The sequence below is a fragment of the Microcystis sp. genome (genome assembly GCF_048564745.1).
Classification (GTDB): domain Bacteria; phylum Cyanobacteriota; class Cyanobacteriia; order Cyanobacteriales; family Microcystaceae; genus Microcystis; species Microcystis ichthyoblabe_A.
On sequence record NZ_JBLZRT010000073.1, the window covers coordinates 1 to 13,624 of the forward strand.

Genomic DNA, 13,624 nt, shown 5'->3' on the forward strand with positions numbered 1-13,624 from the left:
TAGGAAATCTCGATTCTAAAAGGGATTGGGGTTATGCTAAGGACTATGTGCGGGCGATGTGGTTAATGTTACAACAGGAAGAACCAGATGATTATGTGGTGGCGACCAATGAAACCTATTCTATCCGGGAGTTTCTCGATATTTCTTTCCAATACGTTAATTTAAATTGGCAGGATTATGTGGAGTTTGATCAACGTTATTTGCGTCCAGCGGAAGTGGATTTATTAATAGGAGATTCCACAAAAGCCAGAGAGAAATTAGGTTGGCAGCCGTCGGTGACATTCGAGGGACTGGTAAAATTAATGGTAGATGCGGATTTAGCGGCTTTGGGGATTAATCTTAATAACGGTGGTGATAGCCAACAGTTATTAAAAGATTTGGCCTATCTTCGCAATCGTTCGATGACAACTGTGGATTAAAGAGGTAAAAATATGCTGAATTTAAGCGAACAAAGAATCGTTGTCACTGGGGGGGCCGGATTTTTAGGTCGGCAAGTAGTTAATCAATTAATTGCAGCGGGGGCCAATCCCGAAAAAATTACAATTCCTCGGTCAAAGGATTGTGATTTAAGAGTTTGGGAAAACTGTCAACGTTTAGCCAACGAAGAAGATTTAATTATCCATTTGGCTGCTCATGTGGGAGGCATCGGTCTCAATCGGGAAAAACCCGCCGAATTATTCTATGATAATTTAATGATGGGAACCCAATTAATTCACGCTGCCTATCTAGCAGGAGTGCAAAAATTTGTCTGTGTGGGGACAATTTGTGCCTATCCAAAATTTACTCCAGTACCTTTCCGTGAAGACGATTTATGGTCAGGATATCCCGAAGAAACCAATGCGCCATACGGTATCGCTAAAAAGGCTTTATTGGTACAATTAGAGTCCTATCGTTTGCAGTATGGTTTCAACGGAATTTATCTTTTACCAGTGAATTTATACGGGCCAGAGGATAATTTTGATCCGGGTAGTTCCCATGTAATTCCTGCTTTAATTCGCAAGGTTTATGAGGCACAACAACGGGGAGACAAACAACTTCCTGTCTGGGGAGATGGTAGTCCAACCCGGGAGTTTCTCTACTCCACCGATGCAGCACGAGGCATTGTCATGGCCAGCCAATTCTATAATGAATCAGACCCGGTTAATCTTGGTACAAATTATGAAATTTCTATCAAAGATTTAGTCGAATTAATCTGTGATTTAATGGGTTTTGATGGCGAAATTGTTTGGGAAATAGATAAACCCAATGGTCAACCGCGACGCTGTTTAGATACAACCCGCGCTCAGGAAAAATTCGGTTTTGTTGCCCAAATGGAATTTAAAGAAGGTTTGCGAAAAACCATTGAATGGTATCGGCAAAACGCCGCTTAGTCCAGATATCTGGTGTGTTAGCTATTAATCTAACACACCAGATTTTTACAAGGTTACTGACCGGTAAAATCAGAACGAAGGGTTAATTTTAAATCTTCTTTGGGGTTAATTGACAATAATTCCACCGATTCTCCTCGTAATAACCAACCGGCTAATACTTCTAATCCCCCTCCTCGTAATAATCCCTCGCTAACCGGTCGGTCAGAAGTAAAAGAAGCGAGGACAGAAGCGGCGGATTTTCCTAATACTGCACCCTGAATAATTTTATCGGGGTTAACTCCTTTAATTATCCTTTCTAGACGAGTGAAAACTGCCGAAATAGCATCGATAGATTTTTCTTGGGGTTGATGGCTTTTTAAAAAGATTTTTTGGGATAAAAAACGCGAACCTTGACCATCGGGTTTAATTTCTCCGATAATCTGACTACCATCAGGAATAATTGTCTGTCCTTGGGAGTTTTTGATATTATCGGTGACGGTCAGAGATAAAGAAAAAGTTTCTTGTTTGGTTAAAAGAATTTTTTTTCCCTGCTCGTATTTTACAGGGATGTCTGTGCCGGCAGGAATTAATTGAGCATTCCCCAAAGGAATCGGTTTAATCGGGTTAATTGGGGCGAATTGACGTGCGATCGCAGGAGTCAAGGAAAGGGAGACCACAACGAAAGAAGCACTTAAAAGCATTGTTAATAGGGTCAGAGGATGATGACGACCCTGCTTTTGAAAATATAGCATCTTACCCTTGAGTTTCCTAGTGGGAGCGAATTAAAGACAGAGACGAAAGCGGAGAAAAGTTTGTTTCCAAGCAAGAAAATGCGGGAAAAAGGAGAATTTTAGCAAAAAATAACTGAGATTTCCTACTAATTGCCAGTTATTAGTTTAGTTGGTCTATTGAAACGCCAAAACTCTTGATTTGTCCGCAGTTCTTAGTTTGGCACGGTTAATGGGGAACAATAACTATTTATGGGAGAATTATAGGTTCAATCCTATCAAAAAAAAATCACCCGATCGAATTAAAATCTCTGAAAAAATGTAACAATTGTGACAAAAAACTGAAGAAACCTCTGATCGGGTTGCCACCGATCCCAAACTCAGGACAAGGGGTCATCTAAACCTGGCCCCACAGAAACGGCACACCTTCGCTTTCGGTTGAATTAACTCAGCACAATGAGGACAAGGAACCCTATCCCTGTCCTGTGATCGAACAGAAACAGTTCTCTCGCTATTCCAAGTCACGATCAACCCAAAAAGAGCCACTAGCACTCCAACTGCTGGATTAAAGGCCATCATTACAAACCCAAAAATCAGCATACTCAAACCAATAAATTTATCCATAAGCTCAGGGGAAGCGCATCTTAACAATCCTTGACAAAATGAACTTTGTGTGGGTTGCTTGCCCAGAGGACGATTCAGGCATATTTGAGGAGAATTTGTCATCTCAATTGTTAAGCAAAAATCGACCAAATGTTAAGATTTCGTAACTATTCTGATTGAGTGGTATCACTTGAAATGCCCAAACAGCAACCGTATCACAAAATTGGCCAATTGTCAATAGCTTTTGAGATGCTCTCACCCTGTGGTCGCAATTCATCTCCCGTTAATTTCTGGTATATTTTTAATTAAGGAGAAATTTAACGGGAGTCCTCTTGCTCCATTTAGATAGGGGAGAGCGCGGGAAGTTTCCAAATATCATCCTTTTTGTCCTGTACTTAGGAGTAGATTATGTTTACTAAACTTAATAATTTGTGGAATCAGTTTTTCAGGAGATCAAAAAGGATTAATGATAAACCATTAAATAAAGTAAGTTTATTGGTAATAATAATTGTTGATATTTTCATCTTAGTTAATGTTTTTACAGGATTAGATGATATTAGTAGGTGGCATTTAAGCCCCCAACAAGTATATACTTGTTACAGCGAATGGCAAAGTTACAAGAAAAATAATAGTCCAGATAGAGATTATGATTTAATTACAACTTTTTTAGTTGATTATAAAAATAATAATTATCAAGATGAAGAAATAGGACATTTAGGTAAAGTTTCTCCAATTTGTTTGCAATATGCTGATATTAAAAATAAGTTAAATAATCAAGAAAATAAAACTTTATTAAGTAAAATACAAACAAAACAAGATAATATTAATATACTAGAAAATAATAATAGAATTATTAGAAGTCAATATGATTCTACCCTATTAGAGAAAATTGCCGGACAGTCTGCCAACAATTCGATAAACCGGGTAAAAGCGGAAGAGGCAAAACAGAAACTAGAGGAAAATAATAAAAAAATATCAAAAATCAAAGAAGAAATTGTTAAGCTAAAAAATGAACTACTACAAAAACCATCGAGTCAAAATTTACTTGCTTTCATGAGAAATGAAAGTAAATTTAATGATGTGGAAGCTGGTTATAAAAATGCGACTTTTTGGTATCCTAGCATTCAATTAGGTTTTCAAGTTTTATTTTTAGCACCATTAATAATTGTTGCGTTATTAGTGAATCAGTATGCCCAAAGTCGCGGCTATGGTTTAATAGCGTTAATTAGTTGGCATTTATTAGTTATTTTCTTCATTCCTTTAATTTTCAAAGCTTTTGAATTTTTGCAAATTGGTATTATTACACAATTCATTTTTGATATTATCGGTGCTATCTTTGGAGGTTTAGTATTTTTAGTTCAATATGTTTATATTCTGTTAATCCCTTTGTGCGGTTTTGCTATTATTAAATTTTTGCAAAAGTTTGTTTTTAATACCAAGTCTCAAGCAGCAAAACGAGTACAAAAATCACAATGTATTAACTGCGCTAAAACGATTAAAAATCAAGATGCTCATTGTCCCCATTGCGGTTATTATCAATATGTAGAATGTCATCATTGCCATGAGTTAACTTATAAAAATTTACCTTATTGTTATCATTGTGGTACTGCACAAACTTATGATAGTTAATAGTCCCCAAGCTACTGAAACGAGCAAAGAGAGAATTGCCACTTTATCAATTAATTAATTATGGATTTACTCGAATACCAAGCCAAGGAAATATTTGCTCAAGTCGGTATCCCCATTTTACCTTCCCAACCAATCCACGAACCGGGGGGACTAAAAAGATTAAACATTCCCTATCCTATCGTGCTGAAGTCCCAGGTACGCACCGGAGGCCGGGGAAAAGCAGGAGGAGTGAAATTTGTCGCTAATACCATTGATGCGATCGCTGCTGCCCATGCTATCTTTCATTTACCGATCGCCGGAGAATATCCAGAGGTAATCTTAGCAGAAGCCAGGTATAATCCGCAACAGGAGATATTTTTAGCCATTTTACTCGATTATCATCTGCAAAGACCGGTTTTACTGGGTGCGAGTCAAGGGGGGATGGATGTGGACAGTTTACTGGAAACCATGCAAAAAGTGGTCATCGAAGCGAGATTTTCCCCCTATCTCTGTCGGCAATTAGCCGTATCTATGGGTTTAAGAGGGTCTTTGATCGAGTCTATCAGTCAAATTCTCGAAAAAATGTATAGTCTCTTTGTCAGCAAAGATCTCGATATTATCGAGATTAATCCCCTCGGTATCAACGAAGCTGGGGAAGTGATGGCCCTAGATGGCAAAATAAGTGTTAATGATGCCGCTTTAGCTAGACATCTCGATCTTCTAGCTTTGACCCCACCCCAATTACAATCCCCTTGGTCGATAATTGATCAAACCGGCCGAATAGCCGTGATTAGCAATGGCCAGGGTTTGATGTCCACTGTCTGGGATGCCTTGGCAGGCAAGGGGGCAAAACTGGCGGCATGGCTTATACTGGAGGAAAGACTAGAATTAGAGCAATTAAACGAGCAAATAGAGGCTGGTCTGCAACAATTCCAACTATTGCCTAATTTAAAAGTGGTTATCGTTGATATTATCAGTTATCCCGACTTTGGCCAAAAAGCGATCGAGACTATTAGCCATTACTACCGCAGTTATAGCCCATTATCACCCAGCCGGGGCAGCGGCGAACGAACGATCCGGGCGACCCGACAGGAAAGACAAACCTTGGAACCCCGCTCTTTTCTCAATCCCACCCTACCACAAATAATTTTTCGCGTCCTAGCTGACAACCAAGCGATCGATCTCAGTCAGAGTTTAGCTGATGTTAACTTTCATTGGTTAGAGTCTTTAGAAGAGGTAGTCACGGCAGCAATTAAATTAGCCTAGAATCAGTGACCAGTTCAATTGAAAAAATGGCGTTTTGGGTTTGTTATGTTCTTAAATCCGACACTCCGCACATCTTCATATATTTTTATATATTTTTACATTCCTCAAGATGTTTTTACCAAAAACTGTCATTGTAGAAACTACTATTAAGAACCATTCTCAATAATTGATTTTTCTGAGAAAACAAATTACAATTCTTCACCTTGAGAAAAATCGATCACTCTAGCTATAATCATTGCTGGTAATGGTTTCTAAGCAATGTATTAGGGAAAATTATCAATGGAATGTTAAGGATTGCGCAGGGTGGGTTAAATGTAAAGTTTTATTGGGAGATGCAACGTTTCTGCCCTTAAACCATATTATTGTCTTTAGAGTAAAAAAACGCGATGTGCAACTAAAAACGACAGAATCAGGGTTACAAAGGAGACTTTATCTCTGCTGATTTCTGAAAGCCTTGTAAATCAAGACTAAAAATATGGTTGCACACGAGTTAGGAAAAATATTGCACATTGCCAAATCATGCCAAATCCCAATTTCGATTCGGTGATTGATACTTTCACAATCGACGATCTGTTTTTTCTCCGTTATCAATATCGCATCTACAAGGAGTGGAACAACGATCCCCGTCTCGCCGTTCTGCCTGGCTTCAATCCCGGTGTGACGGGCGCCAGACCCACCAGCGGCATCCGCTTTGTCGATGGCACGGATCAATTGCGTTACCAGGTGGGTGGCGGCATCACCCCCATCTCGGCACCCTACCCCTTGTCCACCACAGATCCGAAATTCATGGCCGGGGCGACAGGCACACTGTTTCGCCGTCTCACCAGCCAGAGCTTCACGCAAGCCACGGGTGGTTTCACGATCAACTTCCAGACGGGAGCGGTCGTCTACGACCAAAACTATACGATTGATTACAGCCTTCGCGGCTCTGCCAATCCCAGCAATCCCCACATCTTTGATGCCAGCCCCAGGCTGATCAGCAATCTGGTTTCCAATCAAAGCGGCAGGACAGCGCTGCAGGTGTTGGATGATCCCTACGCCAGGGAGTGGACCCAGGCCGGCACCCAGGCCGGCAAGCGGGTGAGCCAGAAAAACAACACCCGCCATGAAACCATTCTCACCGGTGGCAATGGGGTGAATGGCTCCAATACCGGAAATCCCCTGCCGAATTCAGGCTTTTTCGCCCTGTTTGGCCAATACAACGACCACGGCATGGATTTTCTCGCCAAGGGCAAGGATGGCAGCCTGCTGATCCCCCTGCTCCCCGGAGACAGCCTTTACACCCCTGGCTCGCCCACCAACTTCATGGCTCTCTCCCGCACCAACACCGTGCAGGTGGAGATCGGCGAGGGCAGCCGCGATGCCCTAGTGGCGGAGCTAGGCCTAGCGGGCTACAGCCGCCCCAGCCAATGGGATGTGGACAATGAGAACGCCGCCATCGGCACCAGCTTCACTGGCACCAGTGGGGGGACCTTGGTACTCAATGAGCAGCTGATCGTGATCAGTGCGGGTGCCACCCTCAACGATATAGTGACCACCATCAACAGCAAGGCGGCCTTCACCGGCGTGGTTGCCTCCACCACCACCAACGGCAGCGGCCAGAGCGTGCTGAAGCTCACCCCACGCAATGGCGAGAGCTTCAACCAGACCTCCGCCTTTTTTGATCTCAACCAGGTCTATGGCTCGGTGGAGAGCCATGCCATTTTCATGCGGGAATACAAGGGCAATGGTGAACTGACGGGCCGGCTGCTCGCAGATCCGCAAAACTCCACCGCCCGCTGGTTTGACCTGAAAAAGAATGCCAAGCGCATTGGCCTGACCTTGCGCGATCGCGATGTGCTGTCTGTGCCCCTGGTGGAGATCATCCCCCAGGGCCAGCCTAATGCGGGGCGCTATGCCTTTGTGGTACTCAACAAGGTGACGGGGCAGAAGAGCTACGTCTTTGATACGGCGGATGTCACGTCCAATCAGGTGCTGGCCAAGGCCGGTTCAGCGTTTCTGATCGATCTGGCCCGTGACTGGAAAGGATCTCCCCAGCCTGCTGGTAGCGATCCCTTCAAAGCCAACGGTGATCTGAAGGATCCCTCTCGGCTGAATGAACACGCTGTGGGCGGAGATGGGCGCCTGAATGAAAATATTGGTCTCACGGCAATGCATGAGATCTTTGTCACCACCCACAACAATATCCTGTCTCAGATCGAGGCCAATCTAGCCCAGAATGCCGGAAACAATGGTAATAACCAGGCCCTTTCCGGAGAAGAACTGTTTGAAATGGCCAAGCTGGCCAATGAAAACTTCTACCAACACCATGTGTTGCAGGAGTACGCGCGGCGCATTACCCCCAACCTGGGTGCATTCGCAGGTGCCAATGCGGGCAACAACAACAACGCCGGCTTCAATGCCAGCATCTTGGCGGAATTCGCCTCCAGCGCCTTTCGCTTCGGCCATTCCCAGCTCACCGAAACCGTGGCCCTCACCTCGGTGAACCAGCAAACGGGCCTGGCTAACCCCGGCGGGCAGATGGACATCCCGCTGCTGCAGGCCTTTCTCGCCCCCCAGATCTACACGCGCCACACAGCAGGGCAGATCGCCGCAGGGATGAGCCAGCAGGTGGGCAACGCCACCGATGAATTCATCACCAACACCCTTCAAAACGCCCTGGTGGGCCTGCCCCTGGATCTGGGCGCCCTCAACATCGCCCGCGGCCTGGATACCGGCATCACCTCCCTCAATGAAGCCCGTCGCCAGATTCAAACCTACCTTCGTGACGTACGCACCTCTCCAGATGGCACCACTGGGTTGGTGCAGGCCAACAATGCCATTGACGCTAACCTGGCGTCCCTGGAGGCCAACCTGCGGCCCTATATCAGCTGGAAGGATTTTGGAGCCCATCTGCTTCATCCCGAATCGTTGAAGACGTTCATCATGGCCTACGCCCGCGATGCCATCCTCAGTGGCTATTCGGGCAATGCCAATCTCTCCTATTGGAATCAACTGCAAGCCAGTTCGGCTCCAGGCGCGGCAGCCACCTACGCCGCCGCCCTCTCCGCTGCGGCGGATTTGGCCATGGGGGATGACGCTTTCATGGGCCTGCTCTACAGCGGCAGCAGCTCCGATGCCCTGAATCCCGCAGCACCGGTGAACACGCCCAGCGGCAACCAGAACTTCCAAAATATCTCCCTCTGGCTGGGGGGATTGGCAGAGGCCAAAACCCCCGGCGGTATGCTTGGCCCGACCCATGATTTCATCTATGCCTACCAGATGCAGCAACTGCAGCGGGGTGATGAGGCCTACTACCTGAGCAAGCTGGCTGCCACGGATCTGGTGGAGGAAATCAAAGGCAAGACAGTGGCCGACATGGTGATGGCTGCCACGGGAGTGAAGCATCTCTACCACAAGATCTTTGCGGTGAATGATGCTGATTATGAGCGATCCCTGCAAAGCTTCAACACCTATTCTTCTGAAGCTTTATTGCTTCAGGCCACTCAGACGGTGGTAGATGTCACTGGAACTCAACGGCTGGTGGGCAGGGCTGGCTATGTGAATGGGGTGCTTGTCGGCAATGGTGGCAACTACCTTGATGCCCGCGGCGTGTTCAGTCCCAACGGGGAGGGCAAGGCCAGTGAGCTCTTTGGCGGCACCAACGGCTCCGATCAATTCAAGGGCTTGGCTGGGGATGACTGCATGTGGGGCGATGGAGGCGCGGACACCTTCTGGGCCGGCGATGACAATGACTTTGCCGATGGCGGTAAAGGACATGACACCATCTACGGTGAAAACGGCTTTGACATGTTGCGTGGGGATGCCGGCAACGATCAGATTTATGGCGGCACTGGCAACGACGATATGTATGGCGGAGAGGGCAACGACAGCCTCTTCGGTGAGGATGGCATCGATGATCTCAACGGCGGCAATGGCAACGACCTGGTCTCCGGTGGGCTGGGCAACGACCAGGTGAAGGGACAGGCGGGTAACGACACCCTCATCGGCGGCCAGGGGAACGACATCATCACAGGGGGGGGAGGAAACGATCGCTTCACCTTCAACGAGGCCCCAGGTCTCAATGGGGTGGATCAACTGCGGGACTTCAACTCCAGTCTGGACCAACTGGTCTTCGACAAGAACGTCTACGCAGGCCTGACCGGCTCCACCCTTACCGCAGCCCAGCTGCGGGCGGAGGCTGGGGCGACGGTGGCCAACACGGCAAGCCAGCGCTTCATCTATAACCTCTCCAACGGTGATCTGTTCTTTGATCCCGACGGCACTGGCGTTCTCGCGGTCACGCAGATCGCCAACCTGAACCGCTTCAATCCAGCTTTTCCCTCGGATGTGGCGTCGGCCAACGCGGTCTTCCCCAACCTGGTCAGCAGCAATTTCTTGCTGATCTGAGCGGCCTTGGAAGCGTAATAAATTACGGCGGTTGCTTTATTCGTCTGGCACAGCTAATTCCTTAGTGGAGAATGTACCAGACCAATCCTGAATCCGCCGTAGTTATTAAGAATATTGAACGCAATTATCAGCGTTTCATACTAAATCCGTTGAGTATAGGCTACTTATAGAGGGGAGGCACTCATGCAACAGGCAAGAGGCAAAAGGGGAAATAAATAATCAGTTTTTAATAACCAGATTTAGTATCAGAGACTACATTCTCAATAAGTTGCGGCAAAATCTAGGCTTAATGAGAACCAGAAAATTTCAGAACTCATGAAAAGCGTTGGTTCCAATCAATCGGATAAAACTCAGTATAATGAAGTTGTGGCTTATTCTTGAATCGGCTTATTCTGTCAGGGATGGAGTATTATGGGTCAAAAATCTTACGAAGTTTTCCAAGCAGTGGAAAATAAAGCCAACCTTCTAGCGGGTTATTGGGGTGACTTCAAAACGGAGATTATTCAGCATTTTCCTGAATCCTATCATGGTGAGATCCACGAACTTTCTAGTAACCTAGAGAAAGCTTTAGAAGTGTTAATCAATGAATTGCGCCATCCTACCCTGATTTTAGCGACGACTGGCACGACGAGCAGTGGGAAGAGTACCCTAGTGAATTTCCTCTGTGGTGCTAATATTGTACCGATGGCACAGCGAGAAATGAGTGCAGGAACAGTTACCATTGAGTATAGCGAAGAAAAGACTTTAATTATTGAAGAAACGCCAGGGGCGTTGTGGGAATGCGGGAAATGGGAAAAGATTAGCGATGAAGATATTTATAGTCGCTTAAAACAGTTAATGAAGGCTTATATTAAAGCCAGAAAAAAACAACCTGATTTAGCTTACCCTCGCTCTATTATTTATTATCCTTTTAGACTGGTTAAAGATGAAAGTTTCTTAAAATTGCCTAAAGGGGTTAGAGTTAAATTATTAGATTTACCCGGGTTATCTTATGTAGGAGATGAGGGAAATCTTGGGATTATCAAACAATGTCGTGAAGCTTTATGTTTAGTAACATATAACAGCGCAGAAACAGATCCTTATAAAGTTGATAATCTCTTATCAGAAGTTGTTGATCAAGTTAAAGATTTAGGCGGCTCTCCTGCACGAATGCTATTTATTTTAAATCGGATTGATATATTCAGATCAGATGATGATTGGCAAGAAAGTGAAAGTGAGTTTGTTGAAGAAACGACTGAAAATATTAAGGAAAAACTGATCGAGAATTTAAGAGAATACACAAAAGATATTGAAAATTTGAGAATTGTAAAACTGAGTACATGGCCAGCCTTATTAGCTTTACAAATTCAGGATAATAAGAAATTGCTTCAGGATCTGTTAGAGGAATTACCTACAAGAGAGGAAAATTGGTCAGAGCATGATCAAACCAGACTTGAGAAAGTATTAAAACCCTATGAGCAAGCTAGAGATAACTTTCAAGTTTTAATTAAGGAAATCATGAAGCGAGGAAACTTAAGTCTTGATCCTAAACAATGGACTATCTCTCAACAAGAACAAATTGCCAAAGAGTTATTCAAACAATCCTATGCAGAAGAATTTGAAAAGAAACTAAGCAAGCATATAGCAGAACATTTTCCTAAATTAGTTATTCCCCAAGCTATAGAAAGATTTAAGGTAGCGGCAGGAAATAGTATTGCACAATGGGCAGTACAAACTACCACGGCAATTCTTAACAGTTCGGAAGAAAATTATCAACAGGAAATAGAAAAAATCTCATGGATTAAATCTTCCTTAGATCAATTTCTGCAAGTGAGTGATGCTAATTTACGAAAGCCTTTTGAAAAAATTAATCAAACCTGTAAGGAGTATATAAACCAACAAACAGAAGATGATCCCCTTTCTATATTAACAGAAGCTATTACCGATCTTCAATTTACTGAACCTTATAATGAAATTGAAGAAAAATTAGTTCCTCTCTATGATTGGAGAAATGCTCTGGGGAGAGGAGTTGACCATATTTTAGAAGCAGTTGCAGAATCTTTAGAAAATGGCAGAGTTACGCTAGATCATCCTAATTTTAAAAAAGCTAATATTGTCAATGTTAACTTGCTAGAGGGTAATCTGAGAAGATTAATCCAACTGGGCTATATTCATTATTTCGCCAAAAATGGACAAAATGTGGTGGCAAAAACTCAGGAAGAAAAAGAGAGTCTTAAGGAAAAAAATTACGAACTTAACGAACTGTCTATTCATCTTAGTCTGATTATAGCGCAAGTGTTGGATAAAATTGCTACCCAAGAGATTCAGCGAATGTATGAAGCGGTAAATGAATTATTCATCTGTCATCTTGCTTATTTAGAAAAAGGTTCTAATGAACGCGCTCCTGATATTGTGATTAGATTTCCAGAATCAGAGTTAAACAAAGTTAAAGATAATCTAAAATTTGATTTTGTTAAGTTTGACTCGGACTTTGAAATTAAAAAAGAAAAATATATTGAAGAATATAGAACTTGGAAACATTGGTTATGGATAATTCCCAAAAAGGAAAAACGCTTTAGCGATAATGCAAAAATTCCAAGTATAGGAGAAATTTTAGCCGACTGGAAAAAACAGTTACAAGAAGTTGAACCTGAGATGTTAAAGCAAGTAATAGAATGGCTATTAGCACAAATTGACGATTTAAAAAAAAGTGTAGATAAAACTCAAAATGATATTCTTGATCAGTATCGAGATAGACTAGAAAAGGCTAGACAGGAGATGACTTTTGATTATGAAAAACAGCAAAATGTGTGGCAACCTATGCAAGAAAGAGCGAAAAGATTAGAAGAGGAATTTTATCAACTGGACAAATTTCAAGAGGATGATAGGTAAAATGGCTAATGATCGCTTTCAATCTCTAATCAATGAACGATTTGACATTAATAAAATATATTCCCAAATTAAATCTGAGAAAAGGGGGGTACTTTATAAAGTCATTAATCTACTAGAGAAAGATGAAGTAAAAGCAAAGAAAGTTTGCGAGTGTTTTGGGATTGAAACTAATTCCTACCTAGAAAACGATTTCAGCATTATTTATGATAATATAGTAAAAAAATTTTTTGATCCTGTAAGAAAAAGTTTTCTAATAGATAAAATCGATATTTGGGGCTTATCGACTTGGCTGGAAAAGTCTATTTTTACAAAATTGGAGGAAAAAACACAAATGGAGTTCTTGATATTTGCCGCTTTTATTTTACTCTCAGGATTTGCATTAGTAAAATCGAAGTCTTTAAGCCAAGATCAACAGCAAAATATATCACCCGAAAAAGGACGTGCAATTCCTACAGCGATTTGTCTAGCTGTTCCTGCATCAGCAGTTTATGACTTAACTGAAGGAAAGCTGATAAATAGAGAGAGAATAATTCAACTAATTGAATCTGCTCCAGAATTTTTATGTATTAGAAAAGAGGAAGCTGATGAAAAAATTATAGAGACAATTGTTCAAGAAATTTCACCAGACAGTCAACTTAAATTTTATATTAGGATTGACATAACCAATGGACAAGATATCATTGGTGCAGAAACTAAATATGTTATTAAAAGGGATATACCTAAGAATAAAGAAGGTCAAATTATCCAGCTAGGTCGCTTGAGAGATGCGTCTGTTCTCAAATCATTCAACCGTATTTAAGGAGTTAATTT

At 43.0% G+C, this 13,624-nt stretch carries 8 protein-coding genes; 7 read left to right on the plus strand and 1 reads right to left on the minus strand.

The features are described from left to right. Together ACOCD9_RS09455 and ACOCD9_RS09460 are read left to right on the plus strand one after the other, a co-directional pair. On the plus strand, positions 1 to 419 hold a 419-nt coding region (locus tag ACOCD9_RS09455), incomplete at its 5' end, for a GDP-mannose 4,6-dehydratase (protein WP_419547215.1). 12 nt (positions 420 to 431) lie between these two features. Further along, positions 432 to 1,370, plus strand: a complete 939-nt coding sequence (locus tag ACOCD9_RS09460) for a GDP-L-fucose synthase family protein (RefSeq protein ID WP_419547217.1) — start codon at positions 432 to 434, stop codon at positions 1,368 to 1,370. A gap of 53 nt (positions 1,371 to 1,423) precedes the next feature. Here the strand turns inward: ACOCD9_RS09460 and ACOCD9_RS09465 are convergent, their stop codons facing one another. Next, positions 1,424 to 2,101 carry a hypothetical protein gene (locus ACOCD9_RS09465; protein ID WP_419547219.1) on the minus strand — a complete coding sequence of 226 codons (678 nt, stop codon included), beginning with the start codon at positions 2,099 to 2,101 and terminating at the stop codon, positions 1,424 to 1,426. A gap of 987 nt (positions 2,102 to 3,088) precedes the next feature. On the opposite strand from ACOCD9_RS09465, the gene ACOCD9_RS09470 reads away from it, so the two are divergent. The 5 genes from ACOCD9_RS09470 (at position 3,089) to ACOCD9_RS09490 (ending at position 13,613) form a co-directional block, all read left to right on the plus strand. Then, a complete protein-coding gene (locus ACOCD9_RS09470; RefSeq protein WP_419547221.1) occupies positions 3,089 to 4,309 on the plus strand; it encodes a hypothetical protein in 1,221 nt (406 codons plus the stop codon). A gap of 60 nt (positions 4,310 to 4,369) precedes the next feature. Continuing rightward, positions 4,370 to 5,554 (plus strand): ATP-grasp domain-containing protein, encoded by a 1,185-nt coding sequence (locus tag ACOCD9_RS09475; protein ID WP_287701538.1) that lies wholly within the window; start codon positions 4,370 to 4,372, stop codon positions 5,552 to 5,554. Between the two features lie 519 nt (positions 5,555 to 6,073). After that, complete coding sequence (locus ACOCD9_RS09480) at positions 6,074 to 9,943, plus strand: peroxidase family protein (protein ID WP_419547223.1); 3,870 nt, start codon at positions 6,074 to 6,076, stop codon at positions 9,941 to 9,943. Positions 9,944 to 10,354: 411 nt separating this feature from the next. Next, positions 10,355 to 12,814, plus strand: coding sequence for a dynamin family protein (locus ACOCD9_RS09485; protein ID WP_287701542.1), 2,460 nt, complete (start codon positions 10,355 to 10,357; stop codon positions 12,812 to 12,814). A gap of 1 nt (position 12,815) precedes the next feature. Then, the gene (locus ACOCD9_RS09490; protein WP_287701544.1) at positions 12,816 to 13,613 is read left to right on the plus strand and encodes a hypothetical protein; all 798 of its coding nucleotides are present in this window, start codon (positions 12,816 to 12,818) and stop codon (positions 13,611 to 13,613) included. Positions 13,614 to 13,624 lie beyond the last annotated feature (11 nt).